The organism is Ruegeria sp. CL6, assembly GCF_056536465.1.
In genome coordinates, this window is sequence record NZ_JBQFPR010000004.1 from 317,386 (window position 1) to 341,075 (window position 23,690).

Below are 23,690 nucleotides of genomic sequence, written 5' to 3' on the forward strand. Positions count from 1 at the left end.
TGAACCTCTGGTCAGAGGTCGATCTCAATCACACCATCCGGTTGCGCGGCGCGGCTTTGGCAAAGAATGATAGCCCCCTCGCGCTGCTTGTTGGACAGAACGAAATCTCGGTGCTCGACCTCGCCCGAGATCACGCCGCATTTGCAGACACCGCAAATGCCGTCAGCGCATTTCACATCCACGTGAACGCCCGCCTCATTCAGCACCTGCGCGGCGTCCTTGTCGGCGGGCACTGTCAGTTCGCGGCCCGAGTTCGCCAGTTTCAGGGTGAAGGCGTGATTCTCGTATTCCGGCTGTTCAGGGACCGAGAAATACTCCAGATGCCGCGCGTCCTCGGGAAAGCCCTGACGCTCCGCCGCCTGCATGACGCCGTCCATGTATCGGTCCGGTCCGCAGGTATAAACATACCAGCCGTCCTGATAGCCAGACAGGATCGCATCCAGATCAGCCCGCGTACCTTCGTCCGAGAAATGATAATGCACACAATCCGCCCAAGGCATCGCCGCCAAGTCCTCCAGATACCCAGCCCCGGCGCGGGTGCTGGCGGAATAATGCAGCTCGAACGGCTTACCCAAGGCGTGCAGCCGGTGGGCAAAGGCGATCATGGGCGTAATCCCGATTCCGCCGCCCATCAGAAATGTTTTTGTCGCGCCTTCATCCAGTTCAAAATGGTTGATGGGCTTCGAGATGAAGACCTTGCGCCCCTCATTGAAAATCCGGTGCAACAGGGCCGAGCCGCCGCGCCCGTCATCCTCGCGCAGCACTCCGATTTGATAGGTCATGCGGTCGGACGGGTCGCCGGACATCGAATACTGCCGCAGAAATTCCGGCGCGACCAGCACGTCCAGATGCGCGCCCGCCGTCCATTCCGGCAAGGGCGAGCCGTCCAGTGTCGAAAACTCGTACTTGGTCACATCCGCCGTCATCCTGCCGACTTTGGTCAGTTCAACGCGCATCACCGGGGCATCGCCAGCGATCGCGTAGCGGTGGATCACGGACAGATCGCCCGCCGCCTTGCGCGCCTTGTATTCATCGGCAGTCACCATCGCCTGATACGCGGCGATCCCGGCCTCCCGGTCCATGGCAAAGGGATAGGGCCAGGGATGCGGCGCAAGATAGGCGGGATAAACGGCAAGCGTCTGGTCCTCGTATTTCAGGTCAAGATCGGTTTGCAGGTCACGCCGATTCAACGGATGCTCGGTCGGGCGATACGCGCCGTCCGATTGCAATTCGATGTCCCACCACCATTTCTTGATGTCGTTCAGGCCGCCATTGCCGACCGTGTCGTCCAGTTTCGCCAACGCGGGCGCAGCTTGAGGGATGTTCATCGCAGCCCATCGAAAGGGACGCTCTTTGAAGATCCCCTCAAGGTTCCACGGGCAGGTCTTCATGCACCGCCCGCACATCGCGCCGCCCGGAGTGGTCACGCGGTAGGTGGCGCATTTCTGGCTGTCGGACTTCCAAATCTCATAGCCATTGAACATCAGCTTTGGCCCGGCGGTGATCGCACCCGAGGGGCATTCGCGGGCGCATTTATTGCAGCTTTCGCAAAAGGCCTGCAGGCCGAAGTCTATGGGCCTGTCATGCGCCATCGGCATATCTGTGGTCACCGCGCCGGATTTCAGACGCGGCCCGAGATAGGGGTTCAGGATCACCTCTCCGATCCGGCTGACTTCTCCCAACCCGGACAGCAACAGCAGCGGTGGCTGTAGCACCTCGCCATCCATCACCGTATGCGCGCGGGCCTTGTAGCCGAGGTTACGGATCTGCTGCGCGATCACTCCGCCCAACAGCGAGAACCGCAGATAGGCGCGCATCGACTGCGCGACGCTGATCCAGTCATCGCCGCTTGCACCCTCCATCGTTTCATAGCCCTGGTCTATGATCATGCTGATGGCCTGATCGTGGGGTGGTGTGATCTCTTCCCCCGTCGCATCATGGGAATACCACGCCCATTCAGGGCACCGGCTGAGGCCCACCGCATCGGCCCCTAAAAAGTACGTGGCCGCCTTGATATTCGCAGCGTTTCGCGCGGCGTCCGTCGGGGGAGGCGTGTTAGCACTCTCTCCATCCTGCAACAACACAAACGCGCCCAGCGCGCGGCGTTGTGCAGAACTGGGGGCCGCCTTGCGCACGTAGTAGCCGCCTTTCGCCGCGTCTTGCAGGTTTTTACCCATGTCGCCGAATTGCGCCCGCGCAAACATGTCGGCGCGTTTGGGGACGCGGGCGACGTTTTCTTCGTCAATATACGTGGTGGGCGCGTCGATCCGCTTGAGTTTTTCAAACGGATGCGCCCCATCCACATAGTGCCGCCTGGCATACGGATCGCGGTTCAGCGCGTTCTTGGCAAACCCCGCGCCAAGCCACCATGCCGGACCTTGGGTGCGAAACCACGGCTGTTGCGCCATCGGCACCAAAGGCCGGTCGTGCGCGATCTCCATTTCGGTCGTCACGGCTGCCAGCCCGAACCGTTTGCCCAACCACGGAACAATAACCTCACCATCCTCGACCGAGCCAAGCCCGGCCGCGACCGCCAACTTGCCCAAATCGACCTCGGACGACATGACCGTGTGCGCCCGAGCATCAAACCCCAGAATGCGGATATAATTGGCGATAACCACCGCGTTCTCGGTGGCCAACAGACAAGCGCGGTGGTCCTGCGCATCCGTGATCCAATCCGCGCCGGGTTCATTCGGATCGGGATCGCGATTGTGTTCGTACAGAAAGACAATGGCGTGACGATGCCGGTCCATTGGGCGCGGCTCGGCCTCCATGCTTTCTTTCAGATCGGCCATGATCAGGTCAATGCCCGAGGCCAGCGTCTTGGTCTGACGCGTTTTCAACGCATGAGCCAGACGGTCAATATCGGGGTTTCGGCGGGGTTCGGACAGCAAAGCCTCGGCGGGCAGAGGGCCGCAGCCCATCATGGAGGCATCGTTGAAATACCCGAACGCTTTCAGATGGTTAGCACGCCCCGTCGGATCTGCGGGTATCTCGGACAGCACCGGGTTCACGAACCCGTCGCGGATCGCATCCATCATCGCCTGAAACTCTCCCATCGCATTCACGATACTTTCAGGCCGATCAGGACGGTGGAAACTGAGAACCGGCATCTGACGGACCCCAGACAGATCAGGCATCGCGGTCTGCCGGGCCAACCGCTCTAGCGGGAACGGCCCCAAATGGACCGGCCTGTTCTTGTCCGAGAAAAAGCGGATCCCCATCGTGCGCCTCCTGTTTCCTACCAGTCACCTAATGCGTCATGGACCTCCAAACCATTCATGAATAATCATAGTCGGCATGAGCAAAATTGATTTTACTGATCTGGACGGCAAAGTCTTGCGCGTCTTTCTCACGATCCTTGATGAAAACTCGGTTTCCAAGGCTGCTGACCGGTTGGGTGTGACGCAGTCAGCGATCAGCCATACGCTGGCCAAGCTGCGGCACGTTTTGGGCGACCCTTTGTTCGTCCGCTCCGGTCAAGGACTGACCCCGACCGAGCGGGCGCTGTCCTTGAAAGACCCGGTGCAGCGCGTACTGGATGGGATGCGCGCCCTGACCGACGATCGACCCTTCGATCCGCTGTCCGAGGAAATGCACATCCAGATCGCCACAAACGACATGCCGCGCGAGCTGATCTTTCCCGAACTGATGCGTACCTTACGTGCGGAAGGCGTCAGGCTGAGGCTTGGCTTCATCCCATCCGGTGTACCTGACCCGGATCTGTTGCGCAGTGATCGATGCCAGTTGATGCTGTCACCCCTGCCACCAGACGGGCCAGACATATTCCAGAAACGCTTGCTCAAAAGCCCGTTGATGATCTACTTCGACGGCAATCGACGCGCCCCTCCCGACAGTTGGACATCCTACTGCAAAGCCGAACATGTCGAGGTGCGGTTCACGGATGGGCGCAGTTCGCGTGCGGTCATGCGGGGTGTGGATCAAAGCCAGATCAGGCCAGCCACGGTGACACTGCCCCATTTCAACGCCATCCCTTCGTTTGTGAAAGGAAGCGATCTGATATCAACCGACACAGCATTGATGAAGCGCGGCCCTCTTGCCGCGCTGGATTGCGCGCCTTTGCCGTTTCACTGCGAACCGGTCTCGATCTACATGGTCTGGCATCAGAGGTTTGCCAATGATCCTGCACATCGCTGGTTGCGTGGAAGAATAGAAACGATAGCCGCGACTCTTCAGGACTGAGACAACAACCACTCTTTCATCATTGCCACCAATTCGGGCTGCCGCGGTTTTGCCGGGGTGACAACGTGGAACCCAAGGTCTTCGATCAGAACATCCGGCAGAGGTCGCACAAGCCGCCCCGCAGATAGCTCGGACGCGACCAGAGGCTCTTGGGCCAGCGCAATCCCCTGCCCCGAGGCCGCGGCGTCAATGGCCAGACTCGTCTGGCTGAAACTCATCACCCGAGGCTTGCCAGCCAGACCGAGACGCTCAAGAAACAACGGCCATAACCCATGCGTATCGTTCAAAAGAACGTGGTCCAAAAGGTCCGCTGGCCGCGTGATCTGCCGCGCCAGTTCGGGACTGCAAACCGGCACGAACGCGCTTGAAAACAACGGGGTTGATGTCAAGTCAGGCCCAAACGGTGCCCGTCCTTGCCGCACTGCGATGTCTACGCCGTCACCCTTGAAATCCGCCAGCCGTTCCCGAGCGTCGATTTTGACCGTGATCTCTGGGTGCCTGTCTGTCAGATTTTGCAATCGCGGCACCAGCCATTTTGAAGCGAAGCTGGGTGTGACAGAAACAACAACCTGCCGCTCGCTGGACAATTCATCCACGGCTTCTTCGATCAGCCTGAACGCGCGGCGCAGCGGCGCGTGAAAACGTCGGCCTGCCTCGGTCAGCGCAAGGCCGCGCGGCAGGCGTTCAAACAGCTTTTCTGCCAGTCGCGCCTCAAGCCCACGAACCTGCTGCGCCACGGCGCCCTGAGTGACGCCAAGCTCCTCAGCGGCAAGCCGGAAATTCAAGTGCCGGGCCGCAGATTCAAAGGCGCGGAGCGCGTTCAGTGGAGGCAAAGCAGCCATTGGCCTATCCTGTAGTTTTTCTACAGCATAGAGGCAGAAGAACTGATTGGTCAAACCGCCGGTCAGAGCGCATCTTTAGGACATCAGACACCGGAGACTTGAGATGACGAAAGTAGCGCTTATTACGGCAGGCGGCAGCGGCATGGGGGCAGATTCCGCCCGCCGCTTGGCCGCGGACGGTTTCAAAGTGGGCATCCTGTCCTCGTCGGGTAAAGGCGAGGCATTGGCGCATGAACTGGGCGGGGTTGGTGTGACAGGCTCGAACCAATCGACAGACGATCTTCAGAAACTGGTCGATGCAGCCATGGCCCATTGGGGGCGCATTGATGTGCTTGTAAATTCGGCGGGGCACGGGCCGCGAGCGCCCATTCTGGACCTGACCGATGACGACTGGCACACGGGAATGGATGTGTATTTCATGAACGCCGTCCGACCAACGCGGCTGATGACGCCGATCATGCAGGCGCAAGGCGGAGGCTCGATCATTAACATCTCAACATTTGCCGCGTTCGAGCCTGACCCTGTTTTTCCAACCTCAGGCGTGTTCCGCGCGGGCCTTGCCGCCTTTACCAAGCTGTTTTCGGACAAATACGCCGCCGACAATATCCGCATGAACAACGTCCTGCCCGGATTCATCGACAGCCTGCCCGAGAACGAGGACTTCCGCGCCCGCATCCCTCTGGGCCGATATGGACGCAGCTATGATGAGATCGCCTCGGTCGTTGCCTTGCTTGCGTCAGAAGGCGGCGGCTACATCACGGGCCAGAACATTCGCGTTGACGGCGGTATTACCCGGTCGGTCTGAGTTCAAAACCGTGCTTTGACAAAATGGGTCAGCGCCGCGCCGGTTTCAAAATAAGCGCGGCGCAGGCCGGTCCAGCTTTCGCTGTATTCCGACACCAAAGGGACAGGCAAGAGATCGGGATCATCGCGCAACAGGCTTTCAGCAACCAACCGGCCAAACACGGTTCCCGGCCCGATACCGCGCCCGGAATACCCATGAACAGACAGTGCATTTGGGCCAATCTCGGTGATCTTGGGGATATGATCCGAGGTCATCGCGATCCGCCCGTGCCACCCTTCGATCAACGGCTGGTCGGACAGTTGCGGGAACAGTTCAGCCAGTTTGCGCTTGATCCAACGCCGGTGTGCCCCACCCCCTGCATGAGCAAGGTCACCCATCGCACCGATAATGAACCGGCCATCCTGATCGACGCGGAACGAGGTCATGATCAGGCCGGTATCCCAACACCCTTCACCGTCCGGCAGAATGCTGGCGCGCAGGTTGTCCGACAAGGGGGCGGTGGAAAACTGGAAGTAGTAGACAGGGACATAAGCCGGTGCCGAAGCCGCAAGACCTTGATGATAGGCGTTTGTAGCCTGAATCACGGCCTTGGCGCGGACGGACCCTCGTTCCGTTTCAATTACCCAGATATCCCCGTGACGTGTCAGCGACTGAACCGGGCTACGCGTGAAAACCTGCGCCCCGGCTTCAGACGCGGCCCTTGCAAGCCCACGTACATAGCCCAGCGGCTGAATGGTTCCGGCCCGTGGGTCAAATAGGGATCCGTGGAAGGCCGCGCTGCCTGTACGTTGGTGCGTCTGTTCTGCGGATAACAACTCAACCGGCGCACCCACCGCGCGTTGCTGCGCATGGCGGTTTTGCAGATCTTTCATGCCCGCCCCGGAATGGGCGCAATGCAGGGTTCCGTTGTGCACAGGTTCACAATCAATCGCGTGCCGCTCGATCAGATCAAAGACATCGGCAGGTGCAGCAGCAAGTAGGTTAATCAGGCGATCCCCCGACTCTGCCCCCAGATGCGCGCGGATATCCTCGGGCGGCAGCCACAATCCGGCATTGGCCAGACCCACATTGCGGCCTGATCCGCCATGCCCGATCTCTTGCGCCTCAAGCAAACAGACCGACGCCCCTGCGCGCGCTGCTGTCAGCGCCGCCGCACAGCCGGTATACCCCCCGCCAATCACCGCAAGATCGACTGTCAGAGTCTCTGTCAGAACGGTGCTTTCGACCCGTTCGCGGCAGGTCTTTTGCCAAAGGGAATGGTCGTGGTCGCGCACGGGCTGCTCCTTGAAAATTGGGCGGATCATCCGGCTTGCGTCAGCCGGTTGCAAGGGCCCTTTGATCCTCGCGCCCCATGGCAAGAAGGATGGGCTGCGTGTCCTGCTGTTCCTGAAACGCGGCCTTGTCCTTCAACCCGCGCCAGTTTGCCTGAACAAGTGACTGCGCAACCGCACCGCCCAGCGTTGCGCCGGGGCCGGTGACTATGAAAAGGTCAGGTGCGAATTCGCGGGCCGCTGTCTGTACAGAGCGGGTAAAATCGTAAGCGTCCGTGACCTGATGCCCCAGCGTATAGTCCCAAAGTTCCCGCGTATCCGTGGCACCGGGCCACCAAATCTTGCCGCGCCCGTCGATCAGGGGTCGGGTTGGTTGGTCGAATAGTTCAACCCCCAGACGCAACCGCCCCTCGGCTGCGACGGGCGCTTGCAGATGCGTGTGGAATGCGGCGTGGTTCGCCAGTCGCATCGGAAACCGGTCCTGAACAACAGGCTGAGAGGTTTCAAAGGCTTTCAGCCCTACCTCATTGCCCGCCAATACCAACATGCCCCCCAAATCGATCGACAATGCCAGATCATGACCGTCAATCGCATTGATCCGCGCGACATCAGCCAGCAAGTCCGCCTTACGGACCGGATCGTTTTTCCAAGTCTCATCTGTGAAAGGATAGACAAGCTGCCCGCCGATCAGGTGATCCTGCATCAGCGTCCCCATGGTGTTCACGACGTTGAACCCGTTATCGGGCGACAAAACGCCCCCCACGGCCAGAGCGATGTACCATCCCATCGAATTGCCGGTGACGGCGACCACCTCGATATCGTCAGCCAAATCCAGCGCATCCGACAAGGATGCCGCGTAGATCAACGGCGACGCCACATCCCCGCGCGAGTATTTGCTGACCGCAAAGCGCGCCGCACCGTCCAGATCGGTTACAGGCTCTTGCCCGGCCTCAGTGCGAAGTGCGTCAAACCGGCGGAACATGTCCATGCGATTACCGTGGTGGCGATGTAGGTATCCCAACTCGGGCTTGTTATAGGTGCCCCGTCCGGGGCAGATGACAACGGCGGTGCGGGTCATGGGCGACCTCCGGTCGGTTTGAGCGCGGCTTCGACGATGCTTTCCTCGGACGGCAGCGGTGCGGCATAGGCGGGGCCGGTCGCGATAAAGCAGTCCTCTGCTGCGACCCGTGCGATGGGGGTATCGGCGCTGTTTTCGGTAAAAAAGGCCATCAAACCCTCGGACTGGCTTCCGGTCCGGCGGCATTCATCCACGATCAGGATATGCTTGCATCCTTTGGTGGCCGCGCGCAGCGCTTCGGCCGGCAAGGGTGCAAGCCAGCGCATATCAATGACACGAGGCTTTAGCCCGGCCGCCTGCAATGCCGGCAATGCCTTTTGCGACAGATAGTGCCCGTTGCCATAGGTGACGATGGCCAGATCGGTCCCGTCACCGTGGACCCCAACCTCTCCCAACGCGATACGTTGATCCGGCGACGGATAGGTCGTCATCCACCCGGCATCCTGAGCTTCGTGCAGATCGCGCATGGGATACAGTGCGATGGGTTCCAGAAACACCACAACGCGCTGTTCTTCCCGCGCCAGCCGCACACATTCGCGCAGCATCTGCGCAGCGTCCGATCCTGTCGACGGGCAAGCGATGATCACCCCGGGAATATCGCGCAGAACGGCCAGAGAGTTGTCGTTGTGGAAATGCCCTCCGAACCCTTTCTGATACCCCAGCCCCGCAATCCGCAGAACCATCGGGTTCGAGAACTGACCGTTCGAGAAGAACGGCAAAGTCGCTGCCTCGCCCCTGATCTGATCTTCGGCATTGTGCAAATAAGCAAGGAACTGGATTTCGGGGATCGGGATAAACCCGTTGTGCCCCATGCCGATCGCCAGCCCGAGAATTGACTGTTCATCCAGCAGCGTATCAATCACCCGATCCGGCCCGAACCTTTGCTGCAGCTTTTGGGTCACGCCATAGACACCCCCCTTCCGGCCCACATCCTCGCCCATGCAGACGATTTCGCCATGCTCCAGCATCAAGTCGGTCAGCGCCCAGTTGATCAGACGGCTCATGGGCTGGGGATCGCCCATCGCGCGCATATCGCTTCCGAACGCGGTCGCACGTGCCTCTGCGCTCGGGCCATTGGTCGGTTTGCAGGCGCGCGTCGGAGGGATCAGGCTTGCCATGACCTCGGCCGCGTTGACCAAGTGCGGACGGGTGACGGCCTCGGCCGCGATGCGATCGGTGCGCGCGCAGGTGTCCTTGTAAATCTTCAGCGCCTGATCCGGCGTCAACGCGCCAGCCTGATCCAGCAGGCGCACCGAATGCAGCAGGGGATCATTCGCTTCATCCGCTTCAACTTCGGACTTTGACAAATAGGTCGTGGGCACGTCCGCCCCGGCATGACCGTACAGCCGCACGGTGCGCAGGTGCAGAAAGGCTGGCTTACGCCGGGTGCGGACGTAGTCGGCGGCTTCTTTAGCCACGGCAAAAGTCTCAAAGATGTCCAGCCCGTCGGCTTGGAAGTACTTTATCCCCGGCCGGTGCTGCATAGATGCCTGTATCCAACCGGTGGGCGTCTTCACCGAAATACCGATCCCGTTATCCTCACACACAAACAAAAGCGGCAACGGCGTTGACTGAACACTAGTCCACCCCGCCGTGTTGATCGCGCCCTGAGCTGTCGAGTGGTTGGCCGACGCGTCGCCAAAGGAACACACCGCTATACCATCTTCAGGCAGTTCCCGGTGTTCGGGATCGTGGCGTCGCGCTGCGCCCAGTGAATAGGCCGCCCCGACCGCCTTGGGCAGGTGGCTTGCAATCGTGGATGTCTGCGGCGGGATCATCAGCACCTTGGAGCCCAAGACCTTGTGCCGCCCGCCAGATGTCGGGTCTTCTTTCGAGCAGGCAAAGCTCAGCAACATATCCCACGCTATCTGCTGACCCGGAACTTGCTCGGACCGCGCGATTTGAAACGCCGCGTCGCGGTAGTGCAGGAACGCAATATCGGTCGGACGCAACGCATGGGCCACCGCAGCCATCCCTTCGTGCCCCGATGACCCGATGGTATAAAACCCTTGCCCCGCCTTCTGCATCGCGCGGCTGGTTCGGTCCAACGCCCGACTAAGCACCTGCGATCGAAACAGGGAAACGGCATCCGTCTTGCTTAGTCCCGGACAAGGCAACGGGCCTTCTGGCAGATCCCTCTGCGCTACCCGGGCCAGAAAATTGTCGTGAACGATCTGAGCGCGATCCATCAGCGGCCTCTTATTCTTCAATTTGGCGAGAGCATCCGCACCACGCCCCACCCTTTTTTGCAGACTTCCCCCGGCATTGGCAAAACAAAGCCGCAGGCACCATGATTTCTCGGTACGGGATTGTCTTACCTGATGGCAGGCCACCCGAATCTGCCCACCTGTATCGGGCTGGCAGACTCCAAACGCCAGTGATATTGAATCCGAAAGGTATGAGGATTTGTCATATGATTGCGCCCCGCCGGTTCTTGCCGTCAATCCCCTCGCTTTTGGCGCTCGAGGCGGTCGACCGATTGGGTAGCGCTTCGGCCGCCGCCGAGGAACTGTCACTGACACAAAGCGCGATCAGCCGCCAGCTCAAGGCGATGGAGGAGCAACTAGGAGTCAAACTGATCCAGCGCTCCCAGATGCGATTGCAGTTAACACCCGCGGCGAAAGACTATGTACAAGTTGCCCGAACGACATTGCATCAGTTGGCTCAGGCGTCGCTGAAACTCAAGGCCAACCCGATGGGCGGGTCCTTGAACCTTTCAATCCTGCCCGCTTTCGGGATGCATTGGCTGGCTCCGCGCCTTCAGGACTTTGCCCGACGCCACCCAGAGGTCACGGTCAACCTGAACACGAGGCTCCGCCCCTTTGATTTCGATCGAGAGCGCTTTGACGCCGCGATTCATTTTGGTCGCAAGGACTGGACCGGGGTGAACTACCTGCCGATCATGCGAGAAGATGTCCTGCCGGTCTGCGCTCCGTCCCTGCTGCCGGCAAAGAACGACAACATCGAATGGCTGCTGGACGCGCCCCTGTTGCAGTTGGAAACACGGCCGGATGCGTGGGAAAAATGGTTCGCCATGCAAGGACGGGACGTCGCTGGCATCAAAGGGATGCTGTTCGATCAATTCGCGACGATGGGTCAGGCAACCATCCACGGGCTGGGGGTCGCACTGCTGCCCAGCTACCTTGTCGAAGACGACCTGAGAACCGGGCGGCTTGTTCTCGCTTGGCGCGGGCCAGGTTTCAGCTTGGGCAATTTCTATCTTGTCTGGCCGCAGTCCCGGGCAGAATCCGAACCGCTGAAATCCTTCCGCCTTTGGCTGCAGGAACAAACCGCTTCAATTCCCCAAGAATAAGGTCCTACCCCTCAAAACTGCGCGGCCTTCGACCTTGCGTCCTGCGGACGGCGGAGAGGGGCAGGGCACGCGCGGACTGCGTCCGCGCTTGCCCTGCCCAACGGGAGGAGATGTTTCCTAAGAAACATAGACGACGGGCGGGAGACCGCCGGCTGTCATCAATTGTCCAGAGAACGGGCGATGAGCTCCTTCATGATCTCGTTTGTCCCGCCATAGATCATTTGCACCCGCGCATCGGCATACAGGCGGGCAATAGGATACTCCATCATGAAACCATAGCCTCCAAAAAGCTGGAGACATTCGTGCATGACTTCGTTCTGCACTTCCGAACCCCAGTACTTGGCCATGGAAGCCGTAGCCGCATCCAGCGTGCCCGCCTCTAGCCGCGCGATGCAATCGTTGACAAAACTACGAAGCAGTTCAGCCTTGGTCTTGCACTCTGCCAGCTTGAAGCGAGTGTTCTGAAAGTCCATCACGCGCTGCCCGAAGGCCTTGCGCTCTTGGGTGTACTTTACCGTTTCAGCAATGGCGAAATCGATCGCGCCAAGCGCGCCGATTGCAATGGTCATACGCTCCCACGGCAACTGCTTCATCATCTGATAAAAGCCCTGCCCCTCTTCCGGGCCAAGCAGGTTTGTCATCGGAACTTTGACATCCTCGAAGAACAGCTCAGCCGTATCGTTGGACTTCATACCCAACTTCTTGAGGTTGCGCCCTTTTCGGAATCCTTCTGCGCCACCAGTCTCTACGGCAACAAGTGACACTCCCTTGGCACCGAGGCTCTTGTCGGTCTTCGCCGCAACAAGGATCAGGTCCGCAGTTTGGCCGTTCGTAATGAAAATCTTGGACCCGTTCAGGCGGTAGGAATTGCCATCCTTTTCTGCCGTTGTTCGCACGGCCTGCACATCCGATCCAGTGCCAGGTTCCGTCATCGCCAACGCGCCGACCATCTCGCCCGAAGCCAGTTTCGGCAACCATTTCTGCTTTTGATCCTCGCTGCCATAGGCCGAGATGTAATGAGTCACGATCGACTGAATCGCATAACCCCAGCCGGAATCCCCGTGCGACGTCTGCGCATACATCGTGACAGCGTCAAATCCGATGCCGCCGCCGACGCCGCCGTGTTCTTCCGAGATGGCCCCCGCCATCAACCCCATGTCGCCAGCCTTGCGCCAGAACTCACGCTCGACCACGCCATTTTCGTTCCAGCGCTCGATATTTGGCACCAGCTCATCATCCATGAACCGATCCGCCATTTCAGCGAACATATGGTGTTCTTCAGTCACCCAGCCAGCGGTTGTGGTAAATAGCGACATCGCGCGTCCTCCCGATTCAACTTTCGGGGCAAGGTAGCCGTGGTTTTCATTCGATCCAATGTGTCCCGAGACGTGCTACGCAACGTCTTTTGGGCAATCGACCCTCTGAGGATGCGACATCAGGCCAAAGCACGATCCAAAAGCACCTTCGCGGCTGCCTTGGCGTCCTGGGCCGGATCGCAACTTTCAAGAAGAACCGCAGTCACGATAGCGCCCTCCTTCAACAACAGGATCTGACATGCCAAGGCGGCCGGATCCTCGGCACCGGCCTTGCGCGCCAAGTCAGTGAAATACTCAAGCAGCAGGCGTTTATGTTCAGCGGCCTGAACGTGAATCGGGTGATCTTTGTCCTGAAACTCTGCGCCCGCCTTTATGAACATGCACCCGCGGAAACCGTCCTCTGCGAACCACTCTCCCAGAGCGTCGAAACTTGCGATCAACTGGTCGGCCGGCGTATCCGCAAGGTCTTCAATTCGACGCAGGAACCAATTTCGGAAGTTTTCGTCCCGCAGGCGCAGCGCGGCGAGGATCAGTTCTTCTTTGGTGCGAAAATGCTTGTACATCGAGGTTTTGGACACGCCAGTCTCGGCAACCAGCTTATCCATACCGGTGGCGTGGAATCCGTCACGATAGAAGACTTGCAAAGCCTTGCGGACCAATTCGTCTCGTTTATTGGGGCGCATGCCACTGCTCCTGTATGTACCGATCTGTACATATTACTCCCGACGGAGAACTGCAACCACCAACAAGAAAAGTCGAAAAATGCAGGGAAATACACGCAATGAAACCCAAATTGGACAATAAGTTTTAAATCAAACCTTGAAATAGTTTACCGATCTGTACACATTTAGTCGTAGGATGTACCGATCAGTAAACCAAGGAGTTCGCAAATGCGACGCCGAGCCAGCCCAATCTCACCTCAATACGTTCCCTTTCTGCTGGCCGTTGCCTTGCTTGCCGCCTCGCTTGCATGATGGATCGCGACATGACCCGCCCTCCCCTGCCGGCGTTCACCTAGGACACAGCGCAGCAAAAAGTGCGCATGGCCAAAAATGGCCGCGAGGCCCGCGCCCCGAAGATCACCCCGGATTGACCGAATTGAATCTGTAGAAAGGATCTACAATGCCACGCGCATTCTCGGAACTAACCTTCACCCCGACTGTCCGCGCACATCAAGAGCGTATGGGATCCGCAAAATCTTATGCCAAATTCATCGAAGGCGGACCGCAGCAAGGACATGAAATCGGCGAGGCTGAAAAGGCATTCATAGAGGCCCGGGACGGTTTCTATCAATCCACCGTGTCCGAAACCGGATGGCCCTATGTGCAATACCGCGGCGGTCCCGTTGGTTTTCTCAAGGTCCTCGACGCCCGAACCATCGGATACGCAGACTTCTCTGGAAACAAGCAGTATATCTCTCGCGGGAATTTGGACAGCAACGACCGCATCGCGATGATCCTGATGGATTACGCCAACCGACGACGCCTAAAGATTCTGGGTCGGGTCAAATTCAACGAAGGCAAGGAGGCAGCCGCCAGCCTCTATCCCCAAGGCGCTGAGGCTGAGGCCGAACGCGCCGTCGTGATTCATGTCGAGGGGCTGGACTGGAATTGTCCGCGCCATATCACGCCGCGCTTCACCGAGGCCGAATTACGGCCACATCTCAATAACCTGGGTCAACAACTGGCTCAACTCCAGGCCGAAAACGAGGATCTGAAACAACGGCTCGCAGGTCTAACCTAAAACGATTTCCCGAATAGACCCGATGTCTTTGAAACAAGGAAGATTGTTATGCCGCGTCACACACTTAATTTCGCGTTCGCTTGCCTTGCGGGTTGCGTCCTGTCATCCGCAATTCTGATGCTGGGTTTTTTTGTGTCCCCCGAGGCTGTGCGCAGTTCCCCGCCGCCTCAGTACAACTCACTTTTGCTGGAACATCTCGCAAGTCGCTAAATAGCAAAGCCGCCTACTGATTTCCTTCAGCAGCCGCAAATAATACTAGCACCCCCTTGACCTTCCCGTGACTGGAACCCCCATTTAGGAGCCACAAAATATGTCAGGACGAGTCGAATGGGCGTTCCGCAAACACTGCAGTTGAAAATTACCGGGATGGGGTGCGCCTCATGCGTGGGGCGCGTTGAAGGCGCTCTGACCAGCGTTCCGGGCGTTACCGAGGCTTCGGTGAATTTTGCAACCGAAACGGCAAGTGTCACCTATGCGGGGCCAGTGCAGGCTTTGACAGACGCGCTGGACCAAGCGGGCTATCCGGCCGCGCTTGAGCATACGATACTGAGAATCGAAGGCATGAGCTGCGCCTCATGCGTCAGAAAAATCGAACGCCTGCTGACAAGCGATCCTGCCGTGGCCGACGCGCAGGTAAATCTCGCGACCGAACGCGCCGTGATCACCTATGTGGACGGGGCCACAACCCCTCGGCTGCTGGCGGAGCTTTGCACCAAGGCAGGTTATCCCGCATATGTGGTGGAGGCAGAGGAGCAAACCCAAAGCGACCGGAACAAATCGCAAGAGACGCAATCACTGACCCGCGCCACATTGTTTGCCGCCGCGTTGGCACTACCCGTTTTCATTCTGGAAATGGGCGGGCACATGATCCCCGCATTTCACCATTGGGTTCACTCTGTAATCGGCACTCAGGCCAGCCACCTGATTCAGTTCGCGTTGACTTCGGTTCTCCTGTTCGGTCCGGGGCGGGTCTTTTACGCAAAGGGTGTTCCCTCGCTACTGCGCGGTGCCCCTGATATGAACGCGCTGGTCGCCATCGGAACCGGTGCTGCGTATCTATACTCGGTCGTTGCAACGTTCGCGCCGGACGTCCTGCCTCGGGGCAGCGCAAATGTTTATTTTGAAGCCGCGTCGGTAATCGTAGTCCTCATCCTTTTGGGCCGCGTTATGGAAGCCCGCGCCAAGGGGCAAACTGGCGCAGCGATCCGAAAGCTGATCGGGTTACAACCGAAAACCGCTCGGATAGAACAAGGTGGCGCGACCATCGAACGCCCGATCACAGAGATTGTAGTGGGCGATGTCCTGCAAATCAGGCCGGGTGAGCGCGTTCCGGTGGATGCCGAGGTGCTGGACGGCACATCCTATGTCGATGAAAGCATGATTACGGGCGAGCCTGTTCCGGTTGGCAAGTCCCCCGAAGATCAGGTTGTCGCGGGGACCGTCAATGGAACCGGCGCACTGCGCGTGCGCGCAACCCGCGTCGGGGCCGATACGGTTCTTGCCCAAGTCATTCGGATGGTAGAGCAGGCTCAGGGCGCCAAGCTGCCGATTCAGGGAATGGTCGACCGCATCACCTCATGGTTCGTACCAGCAGTAATCGCAGTCGCGGCGCTGGCGATCGGAGGATGGATGCTTTTTGGTCCCGTGCCGGCCCTTCCAATGGCACTGGTCGCGGGTGTTTCCGTACTCATCATCGCGTGCCCCTGTGCCATGGGCTTGGCAACGCCAACCTCGATCATGGTGGGGACCGGTCGTGCTGCCGAATTGGGTGTTCTGTTTCGCAAAGGCGATGCGCTGCAACAGCTTCAGCAGGCCAAGGTCGTGGCGCTGGACAAGACCGGCACGCTGACGCGAGGTCGCCCAGAGCTGGAGAGCGTTTCGACGGCGAACGGCTTTGACAGCAATTTCGTCCTGCGCCTTGCAGCAGCCGTTGAGTCTCGGTCCGAACACCCGATTGCGACGGCGATCATGCGCGCCGGACCAGCAGAACTGCCACCGGTTAACAGCTTTCAATCGTTGACCGGACTAGGTGTTCGGGCATCGGTCGAAGGGCATGACGTCCTGATCGGATCGCCAAGGTTGATGGCACAGAACCAAGTAGACGTATCGGATTTGAAACCCGAAGCCGACCTGCGTGCGGCCGAAGGCGCGACCGCTTTATTCGTTGCCATTGACGGCCAGGCGGCAGCAGTGATCGCAGTTTCGGACCCGCTCAAGCCCGGCACGGTCGAGGCATTGAACAGATTGCACGAAATGGGCCTGACGCTGGCGATGGTCACGGGCGACAACCTTGCCACAGCGCAGGCGCTGGCTGGGAAGCTCGGCATTGATCATGTTACGGCCGAGGTTCTGCCGGACGGCAAGCTAGAGGCGATCAACGGGCTGCGCGACAAGTTCGGCGCGCTTGCCTTTGTCGGAGACGGCATAAATGACGCCCCCGCTCTGGCTGCTGCGGATATCGGTGTAGCGATCGGCACAGGCACGGATGTAGCGATCGAAACAGCCGATGTCGTTCTGATGTCCGGTGATTTGCGCGGTGTCGCGAATGCGGTTGAGATCAGCCAGAGAACCATGCGGAACATCCGGCAGAACCTTGTGTGGGCCTTCGGGTACAACACATTGTTGATCCCGGTCGCGGCGGGCGCGCTCTATCCATTTGGCGGCCCTCTTTTGTCACCAGCCCTTGCCGCAGGTGCGATGGCGCTCTCTAGCGTGTTTGTCGTGACCAACGCCCTGCGCTTGCGCCGCGTTCGTGCAAGCCTGCCGGAAAGCGCACATGTCCAGACTGCGCAGGCGGTGCAACCATGAATATCGGCGATGTATCGAACCAGACTGGCCTGCCGGCAAAAACGATCCGTTATTACGAAGATATCGGCCTTATCAAACCTTTGCGTGATGACAACGGATACCGCCGCTTTCGCAGCCAGGATGTGCACAAGCTGAATTTCCTGGGACGCGCCCGTGCCTTGGGATTTACCATCGAAGATTGCCGAACCTTGATGGCCTTGTACGAGGACGATACCCGCGCAAGCGCCGACGTAAAGAAAGTCGCGCGGGCGCATTTGGCCCAGATCGAAGCGAAAATCGCAGACCTGAACGCCATGCGCGACACGCTGGGGCACCTGATTGACGCTTGTGCCGGAGATGATCGGCCCGACTGTCCAATCCTACAGGATTTGGGCGGCAAAACGTGACGCGGGGTTGCTCTTTCGACGCAGCTTTGCTTTGTCTCTGGCAAACATCCCAGCCTGGTGACACAGATCCAGGGCGGGCATCAGAAAGGATCTCCAAATGGCAAAAATCGCGTTTCTGGGTTTGGGCGTCATGGGTTACCCGATGGCCGGTCACCTGCAAGCGGCAGGCCACGACGTCACTGTCTACAACCGGACGAAAGCCAAAGCCGAAGCGTGGGTTGCCCAGCACGGCGGCGCGATGGCAGCGACCCCGCGTGACGCAGCCGAGGGCGCGGAATTTGTCATGGCATGTGTCGGCAACGACGATGACTTGCGCATGGTCTGCACCGGAGAACTAGGCGCGTTTCACGGCATGTCCGATGGCGCGATCTTTGTTGATCACACGACCGTATCCGCCAAAGTGACCCGCGAACTGTACGACGCGGGCAAGACACGCGGCATCGCTTTTGTCGACGCCCCGATCTCGGGCGGACAGGCGGGGGCTGAGAACGGCGTCTTGTCGATCATGTGTGGCGGGGACCAATCGGCCTATGACACAGCAGAGCCGATCATGCAGGTATACTCGAAAATCTGCCGTCGGATCGGCGACAGCGGTGCGGGGCAGATGACGAAGATGTGCAACCAGATCGCCATTGCCGGTCTGGTTCAGGGTCTCAGTGAAGCGCTGCATTTTGCGGAGAAAGCCGGGCTGGACGGTCGGTCGGTGGTTGAGGTGATCAGCCAGGGCGCGGCTGGAAGCTGGCAGATGGCGAACAGGTACGAGACCATGCTGGACGACCATTTCGATCACGGTTTCGCCGTTGACTGGATGCGCAAGGATTTGGGCATCTGCCTAAGCACCGCAGATGAAACCGGCGCGTCCTTGCCTGTGACGGCCCTGGTTGATCAGTTCTACAAGGATGTGCAGAAGCTGGGCGGTGGGCGCTGGGACACCTCGTCCTTGATCAAACGATTGCGCGCGTTGGGATGAAGAAAGGGGGCTGTCTGCCCCCTCTTGGGCCGCCGGCCCAATTCACCCCCGAGGATATTTAGGGCCAGATGAAAAGGATCCCGCTGAACGCGGGACGGGAATTCAAATGAGCGACTTGATTGATTTCTGGACGAGCGCATTGCGTCAGCATTGGGGCTTGGACGCCCGGCTGATCCGTTTGGATGGCGAATACGATCTTAACTTTCTGGTGCAGGCCACCAACGGGCAGGACTATGTGCTCAAGGTCATGCGGGCCGGATGTGAGCAGGAGTTCGTGGACCTTCAGGTAGAGGCTTTGGACCACATCGCGCACGCAGCGCCGGGGCTGCCCTTTCCGAAGGTGATTCAAGACCTTGAGGGTGTGGTATTGCCACACATTGCCGATCAGGATGGTGCGCCGCGTCTGGCGTGGCTGCTGGAATGCCTTCCAGGGCAGTGTTACGCCAAGGCTGCACCTAAATCCGAAGACCTGATACTCAAATTGGGGCGCGTATTGGGGGCAACGGATCGCGCATTGGAAGGTTTTTCGCATAGCGGTTTGAACCGCACCGGCTTTAAGTGGGATCTGACGCAGGCGGGCTGGATCTCGGAAAAGCTGGACGCGATCACGGACCCTTCGCGACGGGCGCTTTTGACAGAAATTTGCGACGGGTTCGACGCGATCTCATCGACGCTGGCGGCACTGCCCAATCAGGCAATTCACAATGATGCAAACGATTACAATGTGTTGGTCGAGGGCGAATTAGGGCAACGTCAGACCGTGTCCGGCCTGATTGATCTGGGCGACATGTGTGCTGCGCCACGCATTTGCGATCTCGCGATTGCAGGCGCGTACGTCGTTCTGGACCACCCAAGACCGGAACGCGCGCTGGCGGCTTTGGTGCGCGGATACCACGCGGCAAATCGATTGCGGGCGGAAGAGGTGGACCTGATCTGGCCGCTGTTGCGAATGCGGCTGGCGGTTTCTGTTGTGAACTCGACCCTGATGGCCGCTGAAATCCCCGATGATCCGTACGTTACGATCAGCCAGGCGCCGGCGTGGCGTTTCCTAGAGAACGCGGCTGTTAATGGCGCGTTGATGCCTGCACGGCTGCGTGTGGCTTGTGGGTTGCCGGTGACCGAGGGGGCTGAGCGCATCCAAGCCTATCTGACGGATCATCGCGGTCAATTCGCCGAGTTGCTCGGGCAGAGCCTGCAAGACGTCCCTATGGGTTCGCTTTCAGTTGAAAACTGTACATGGCCGCAGAACCCGTTCCATGTGCCTTTGGCCGAAGCTGCCCGTGTGGGCGAGGAAAATGGGCCGGGTCCGTGGATGGGGTATTACAACGAACCGCGCCTGATCTATGCGGAACCGGGATTCCGCAAGGGACCATGGAAAGCGTCGGACCGGCGCACAGTTCATCTGGCTGTAGATGTGTTTGCGCCAGCCGGAACTGTGTTGCACGCACCGATGAGCGGACGAGTCGAAGCCGTCGAGAACCGCGACGCGCACCTGGACTACGGTGGTGTCGTGATCTTGCACCACGAAACACCCGAGGGCGATCCGTTCTATACGCTTTATGGCCACCTTGACACCGAGGTCTGCGATCGTCTGAAACCCGGTGACCCCGTGGCACAGGGCGCGGCCTTTGCGCGGCTTGGGGATGTCTCACAGAATGGTGGCTGGGCGCCGCATGTCCACTTTCAGGTGGCCATGACCACAGACGGTATGCAGAATAACTGGCCCGGCGTCGGTGATCCGGATGAGATTGAGCTGTGGCAAGCCGTCTGCCCGAACCCTGCGGTGCTGCTGAACCTGCCTGACGACAAGGTGTTCTACCAGCCAACCGACAAACGGGCGATCCTGCAGGGGCGGCATGATCATTTTGGCGGCAATCTCAGCCTGACCTATGACGATCCTGTCATGCTGGTGCGGGGGTGGAAACACCACCTGTTCGACGAATGGGGTCGCCCCTATCTGGACGCCTATAACAACGTCCCTCATGTGGGTCATGCCCATCCACGCATACAGGCAGTGGCTGCGGATCAGCTTCGGCGGATGAACTCGAACACGCGCTATCTGCATCCGGCGCAGACTGCGTTTGCCGACAAGGTGCTGTCGAAACTACCCGATCATCTTGAGGTCTGCTTTTTCGTCAATTCCGGCACCGAAGCGAACGAACTGGCCCTACGGCTGGCCCGCGCCCATACCGGGGCCAAGGGGATCGTGACGCCGGATCACGGCTATCACGGGAATACGAACGCGGCGGTTGCGATCTCGGCCTACAAATTCAACAAACCCGGCGGGGTGGGTCAGGCGGATTGGGTCGAACTGGTCGAGGTGGCCGACGACTATCGCGGGTCGTTCAAACGCGACGATCCCGAACGCGCCACAAAATTCGCGGATTTTGTGGACCCTGCGATTGCCGCTTTGCAGGACAAGGGCCACGGTATCGCCGGTTTCATCGCTGAAACCTTCCCCTCGGTTGGCGGCCAGATCATCCCGCCCAAAGGGTATCTGCCTGCGGTTTATGAAAAAATCCGCGCCGCCGGAGGGGTGTGTATCGCCGACGAGGTGCAGACCGGGCTGGGGCGTCTGGGTGAGTATTACTTTGGCTTTGAACATCAGGGCGCGCTGCCCGATATCGTGGTCATGGGCAAACCCATTGGCAACGGGCACCCTCTGGGTGTGCTGGTCACCACCAAGGAAATCGCGCAAAGCTTTGACAACGGGATCGAGTTCTTCTCGACCTTTGGCGGATCGACCTTGTCTTGCCGCATCGGGAAAGAGGTGCTGGACATCGTCGATGACGAAGGGCTGCAAGACAATGCCCGCGCGATGGGCGATCGGCTGATGGACGGTCTGCGCGGGATCGAAGCTGATTTTGGCTGCGTCGGCGATGTGCGGGGCATGGGCCTGTTTTTGGGGGTCGAGCTGATCAACCCCGACGGCTCTGAAGGCACCGAAATCTGCAAATACGTCAAAAACCGGATGCGCGATCACCGCATTCTGATCGGCAGCGAAGGGCCAAAGGACAACATCCTGAAAATCCGCCCACCCCTGACGATCGAGGCGGATGATGTCGATATGATCCTGTGGGCATTGCGTGACGTTCTGACCGAGGTGGGCGACTATTCCCCTGCCCCGACCTGTGATCATGACCATCACCATGCCGGATGCGGCTGCTGCTGACATAAGAAAACCCTCGGCACGAGGAGAGCGCCGAGGGTTCTCGCCCGCTGGTTAATGCAGCACGGCTGTAGGAATTCTATGCCCTGTTGTCGGCATAGGAACTTCGGACGTCATGCGGCGCAGTGCCAACCCCAATTCTTCGGACAACGAGGCCAATGCGGGGGCAAAATCCGCCCGCACGATCAGCGATGCCATCATCATGGCATCCTCGCGAGCTCCTTCAGATGCCGAAGCGATCATCTGGGCGAAACAGTTTTCATCCGCACCCAGGCAGGAACAATTCAACCCATGCCGGATCAAGGGCCGACGCCCATGATGGGCGCACAGAGAACACAGCCGATCCAATGTCATCATGGCGGCGCGCCCGACGTCCGCACCCAGCGCGATCTCAAAATCGCTGGCCGCATCGACGCGGGACTGGCCGCCATCGCTCCATAAACGCAGGTACATCACGGCACCGGCCTCAACCGGACTCAAGTCGGCCAAATGGCCGACCGGTGCTCCGCCGCGCGAAGATGAACCGCTCATTTCGTCAGGATCAATTTACCGGCGCGGGTGATGCGCAGCGTGTAAAGCTGATCGCCCAGTTCAATATGAGCAAGATTACCGCCTTTTGTGAGGTCTTCGGCCTTATGCGCCGGAAGCATAGACACAGCAAAAGACTCGCTGGGATTCGGGTTCTGCATATTCATCAGGTCAACTCCAGAGGTTCTCAGGCGACAAGCCGTTCTGTTTTCATCTCAATTATCTGGCTGACCCGATTCCGGGCTGGCTGACTCTCTCCAAAGTTAATCTGATTATTTTAGTCAGGTATGTCAAGCAACAATAGATTGCGACCGCACGACCTTGCGGAATTGCACACAGGCGTTGCCCAAGCTAGGTCTTCCACCAGGCGAATACAGGCGGAGACAGTAATGAGCGCTACAATCATGTTCGATCTGGACGGCACGCTAGTCGACAGCATCCCCGACATAGCTGCCGCAGCGAACAGGATGCTGCTGGACACAGACACGGCACCTCTGCCGCAGAACACAATCCAACAGTTCGTCGGCAACGGCCTGCCAAAACTGGTCGAGCGTGTGATCCGTCACTGCGGGCTGCCAATCGAGCGACACGCAGAACTGACGCAAAAAACGCTGACATATTACGACGCAGCGCCAAGCGACCGAACGGTCCCCTATCCCGGCGTTGCTGACGCCTTGGCACAGTTGCAAGAGATGGGGTGTGTCCTTGGCGTGTGCACCAACAAACCCGAGCCCCCTGCCCGACACATTCTAAGCGCCCTTAAGCTGGACCATCATTTTGACACCGTGTTCGGAGGCGATACGCTACAGGTCCGCAAACCGGACCCTGCCCATTTGAACGCAAGCTTTGATGCGGTGACAGCCGCTGGCCCGCGCCTTTATGTCGGGGACAGTGAAGTTGACGCGGAAACAGCACAGCGGGCGAAGGTTCCGTTCCTGTTGTTCACGGAAGGGTATCGAAAAACACCCGTTTCAGAAATTCCACATTCGCGCACGTATGACCACGCCAGCAAATTGACTGCGCTCGTAAATGAAGTGCTGGATGAGATGGACCAACGGACCTCGTGATAGCGAGGGGCCAGCTTAGGGGGTAAGTCGCCAGCCCCTCAGGGGAAAGTGGTATTGTCCGTGGTCATTCCTTGGATAAGCCTGTGTTAACCACTTACGCTGGGGCAAGATATAGGGGGTTTCCCGTAGTCCAACATAGTCACCTGATAGTTCGAGTTATTTTGACCGAAGAAGTACGAAAGCAGCCGGTC

At 59.1% G+C, this 23,690-nt stretch carries 18 protein-coding genes; 9 read left to right on the forward strand and 9 right to left on the reverse strand.

Features of this window, described 5'->3' with window-relative positions; genetic code table 11:
- Nucleotides 1-11: 11 nt before the first annotated feature.
- On the reverse strand, nucleotides 12-3,224 hold the full coding sequence (locus tag ACR0LH_RS13705) for a reductive dehalogenase (protein ID WP_480721391.1): 3,213 nt from the start codon (nucleotides 3,222-3,224) through the stop codon (nucleotides 12-14).
- 76 nt (nucleotides 3,225-3,300) lie between these two features.
- On the opposite strand from ACR0LH_RS13705, the gene ACR0LH_RS13710 reads away from it, so the two are divergent.
- Nucleotides 3,301-4,203, forward strand: coding sequence for a LysR family transcriptional regulator (locus ACR0LH_RS13710; protein WP_480721392.1), 903 nt, complete (start codon nucleotides 3,301-3,303; stop codon nucleotides 4,201-4,203).
- Here the strand turns inward: ACR0LH_RS13710 and ACR0LH_RS13715 are convergent.
- Nucleotides 4,194-5,045, reverse strand: a complete 852-nt coding sequence (locus ACR0LH_RS13715; RefSeq protein WP_480721394.1) for a LysR substrate-binding domain-containing protein — start codon at nucleotides 5,043-5,045, stop codon at nucleotides 4,194-4,196. The genes ACR0LH_RS13710 and ACR0LH_RS13715 overlap by 10 nt on opposite strands.
- A gap of 103 nt (nucleotides 5,046-5,148) precedes the next feature.
- Here ACR0LH_RS13715 and ACR0LH_RS13720 point away from each other — a divergent pair, with 103 nt between their 5' ends.
- Nucleotides 5,149-5,850 carry an SDR family oxidoreductase gene (locus ACR0LH_RS13720; protein ID WP_480721395.1) on the forward strand — a complete coding sequence of 234 codons (702 nt, stop codon included), beginning with the start codon at nucleotides 5,149-5,151 and terminating at the stop codon, nucleotides 5,848-5,850.
- A gap of 2 nt (nucleotides 5,851-5,852) precedes the next feature.
- Here ACR0LH_RS13720 and ACR0LH_RS13725 read toward each other — a convergent pair whose 3' ends face one another.
- Genes ACR0LH_RS13725 through ACR0LH_RS13735 form a run of 3 tightly spaced genes read right to left on the reverse strand, consistent with a single transcriptional unit; the run spans nucleotide 5,853 to nucleotide 10,388 of the window.
- Nucleotides 5,853-7,124 carry an NAD(P)/FAD-dependent oxidoreductase gene (locus tag ACR0LH_RS13725; protein ID WP_480721396.1) on the reverse strand — a complete coding sequence of 424 codons (1,272 nt, stop codon included), beginning with the start codon at nucleotides 7,122-7,124 and terminating at the stop codon, nucleotides 5,853-5,855.
- A 40-nt stretch (nucleotides 7,125-7,164) separates the two neighbouring features.
- Nucleotides 7,165-8,199 carry an ACP S-malonyltransferase gene (locus ACR0LH_RS13730; protein WP_480721398.1) on the reverse strand — a complete coding sequence of 345 codons (1,035 nt, stop codon included), beginning with the start codon at nucleotides 8,197-8,199 and terminating at the stop codon, nucleotides 7,165-7,167.
- Nucleotides 8,196-10,388 carry a dehydrogenase E1 component subunit alpha/beta gene (locus tag ACR0LH_RS13735; RefSeq protein WP_480721400.1) on the reverse strand — a complete coding sequence of 731 codons (2,193 nt, stop codon included), beginning with the start codon at nucleotides 10,386-10,388 and terminating at the stop codon, nucleotides 8,196-8,198. Before ACR0LH_RS13735 ends, ACR0LH_RS13730 begins: the two co-directional genes overlap by 4 nt.
- 224 nt (nucleotides 10,389-10,612) lie before the next feature.
- Here ACR0LH_RS13735 and ACR0LH_RS13740 point away from each other — a divergent pair, with 224 nt between their 5' ends.
- The gene (locus tag ACR0LH_RS13740) at nucleotides 10,613-11,512 is read left to right on the forward strand and encodes a LysR family transcriptional regulator (RefSeq protein WP_170416771.1); all 900 of its coding nucleotides are present in this window, start codon (nucleotides 10,613-10,615) and stop codon (nucleotides 11,510-11,512) included.
- Nucleotides 11,513-11,670: 158 nt separating this feature from the next.
- Here ACR0LH_RS13740 and ACR0LH_RS13745 read toward each other — a convergent pair whose 3' ends face one another.
- The gene (locus tag ACR0LH_RS13745; protein WP_170416769.1) at nucleotides 11,671-12,828 is read right to left on the reverse strand and encodes an acyl-CoA dehydrogenase family protein; all 1,158 of its coding nucleotides are present in this window, start codon (nucleotides 12,826-12,828) and stop codon (nucleotides 11,671-11,673) included.
- A 119-nt stretch (nucleotides 12,829-12,947) separates the two neighbouring features.
- A complete protein-coding gene (locus tag ACR0LH_RS13750) occupies nucleotides 12,948-13,511 on the reverse strand; it encodes a TetR/AcrR family transcriptional regulator (RefSeq protein ID WP_480721402.1) in 564 nt (187 codons plus the stop codon).
- A 439-nt stretch (nucleotides 13,512-13,950) separates the two neighbouring features.
- On the opposite strand from ACR0LH_RS13750, the gene ACR0LH_RS13755 reads away from it, so the two are divergent.
- The 5 genes from ACR0LH_RS13755 to ACR0LH_RS13775 all read left to right on the forward strand — a co-directional run bounded on the left by ACR0LH_RS13755 (nucleotide 13,951) and on the right by ACR0LH_RS13775 (nucleotide 21,907).
- Entirely contained in the window at nucleotides 13,951-14,571 is a 621-nt protein-coding gene (locus ACR0LH_RS13755) for a pyridoxamine 5'-phosphate oxidase family protein (protein ID WP_480721404.1), read from the forward strand.
- 327 nt (nucleotides 14,572-14,898) lie between these two features.
- Complete coding sequence (locus ACR0LH_RS13760) at nucleotides 14,899-17,379, forward strand: heavy metal translocating P-type ATPase (protein ID WP_480721406.1); 2,481 nt, start codon at nucleotides 14,899-14,901, stop codon at nucleotides 17,377-17,379.
- Nucleotides 17,376-17,765: a Cu(I)-responsive transcriptional regulator gene (cueR, locus tag ACR0LH_RS13765; RefSeq protein WP_170416765.1), complete on the forward strand. Its 390-nt coding sequence runs from the start codon at nucleotides 17,376-17,378 to the stop codon at nucleotides 17,763-17,765. Before ACR0LH_RS13760 ends, cueR begins: the two co-directional genes overlap by 4 nt.
- 97 nt (nucleotides 17,766-17,862) lie before the next feature.
- Nucleotides 17,863-18,735 carry an NAD(P)-dependent oxidoreductase gene (locus ACR0LH_RS13770; RefSeq protein WP_480721408.1) on the forward strand — a complete coding sequence of 291 codons (873 nt, stop codon included), beginning with the start codon at nucleotides 17,863-17,865 and terminating at the stop codon, nucleotides 18,733-18,735.
- A gap of 106 nt (nucleotides 18,736-18,841) precedes the next feature.
- Complete coding sequence (locus tag ACR0LH_RS13775; RefSeq protein ID WP_480721409.1) at nucleotides 18,842-21,907, forward strand: aminotransferase class III-fold pyridoxal phosphate-dependent enzyme; 3,066 nt, start codon at nucleotides 18,842-18,844, stop codon at nucleotides 21,905-21,907.
- Nucleotides 21,908-21,958: 51 nt separating this feature from the next.
- Here ACR0LH_RS13775 and ACR0LH_RS13780 read toward each other — a convergent pair whose 3' ends face one another.
- Complete coding sequence (locus ACR0LH_RS13780) at nucleotides 21,959-22,435, reverse strand: hypothetical protein (RefSeq protein WP_480721410.1); 477 nt, start codon at nucleotides 22,433-22,435, stop codon at nucleotides 21,959-21,961.
- Nucleotides 22,432-22,599 carry a hemin uptake protein HemP gene (hemP, locus tag ACR0LH_RS13785; protein ID WP_170385274.1) on the reverse strand — a complete coding sequence of 56 codons (168 nt, stop codon included), beginning with the start codon at nucleotides 22,597-22,599 and terminating at the stop codon, nucleotides 22,432-22,434. Before hemP ends, ACR0LH_RS13780 begins: the two co-directional genes overlap by 4 nt.
- 222 nt (nucleotides 22,600-22,821) lie before the next feature.
- Here hemP and gph point away from each other — a divergent pair, with 222 nt between their 5' ends.
- On the forward strand, nucleotides 22,822-23,499 hold the full coding sequence (gene gph / locus ACR0LH_RS13790) for a phosphoglycolate phosphatase (RefSeq protein ID WP_480721412.1): 678 nt from the start codon (nucleotides 22,822-22,824) through the stop codon (nucleotides 23,497-23,499).
- Nucleotides 23,500-23,690 lie beyond the last annotated feature (191 nt).

Excerpts from the sequence above, each read along its gene's own strand:
- ACR0LH_RS13705 (WP_480721391.1), bottom strand. The coding sequence starts at position 3,224 with ATGGGGATCCGCTTTTTCTCGGACAAGAACAGGCCGGTCCATTTGGGG.
- ACR0LH_RS13750 (WP_480721402.1), bottom strand. The coding sequence starts at position 13,511 with ATGCGCCCCAATAAACGAGACGAATTGGTCCGCAAGGCTTTGCAAGTC.
- ACR0LH_RS13715 (WP_480721394.1), bottom strand. The coding sequence starts at position 5,045 with ATGGCTGCTTTGCCTCCACTGAACGCGCTCCGCGCCTTTGAATCTGCG.
- ACR0LH_RS13735 (WP_480721400.1), bottom strand. The coding sequence starts at position 10,388 with ATGGATCGCGCTCAGATCGTTCACGACAATTTTCTGGCCCGGGTAGCG.
- ACR0LH_RS13755 (WP_480721404.1), top strand. The coding sequence starts at position 13,951 with ATGCCACGCGCATTCTCGGAACTAACCTTCACCCCGACTGTCCGCGCA.
- ACR0LH_RS13775 (WP_480721409.1), top strand. The coding sequence starts at position 18,842 with ATGAGCGACTTGATTGATTTCTGGACGAGCGCATTGCGTCAGCATTGG.
- ACR0LH_RS13780 (WP_480721410.1), bottom strand. The coding sequence starts at position 22,435 with ATGAGCGGTTCATCTTCGCGCGGCGGAGCACCGGTCGGCCATTTGGCC.
- ACR0LH_RS13730 (WP_480721398.1), bottom strand. The coding sequence starts at position 8,199 with ATGACCCGCACCGCCGTTGTCATCTGCCCCGGACGGGGCACCTATAAC.
- ACR0LH_RS13760 (WP_480721406.1), top strand. The coding sequence starts at position 14,899 with ATGGGCGTTCCGCAAACACTGCAGTTGAAAATTACCGGGATGGGGTGC.
- ACR0LH_RS13770 (WP_480721408.1), top strand. The coding sequence starts at position 17,863 with ATGGCAAAAATCGCGTTTCTGGGTTTGGGCGTCATGGGTTACCCGATG.
- ACR0LH_RS13710 (WP_480721392.1), top strand. The coding sequence starts at position 3,301 with ATGAGCAAAATTGATTTTACTGATCTGGACGGCAAAGTCTTGCGCGTC.
- ACR0LH_RS13720 (WP_480721395.1), top strand. The coding sequence starts at position 5,149 with ATGACGAAAGTAGCGCTTATTACGGCAGGCGGCAGCGGCATGGGGGCA.
- hemP (WP_170385274.1), bottom strand. The coding sequence starts at position 22,599 with ATGAATATGCAGAACCCGAATCCCAGCGAGTCTTTTGCTGTGTCTATG.
- cueR (WP_170416765.1), top strand. The coding sequence starts at position 17,376 with ATGAATATCGGCGATGTATCGAACCAGACTGGCCTGCCGGCAAAAACG.
- ACR0LH_RS13745 (WP_170416769.1), bottom strand. The coding sequence starts at position 12,828 with ATGTCGCTATTTACCACAACCGCTGGCTGGGTGACTGAAGAACACCAT.
- gph (WP_480721412.1), top strand. The coding sequence starts at position 22,822 with ATGAGCGCTACAATCATGTTCGATCTGGACGGCACGCTAGTCGACAGC.
- ACR0LH_RS13740 (WP_170416771.1), top strand. The coding sequence starts at position 10,613 with ATGATTGCGCCCCGCCGGTTCTTGCCGTCAATCCCCTCGCTTTTGGCG.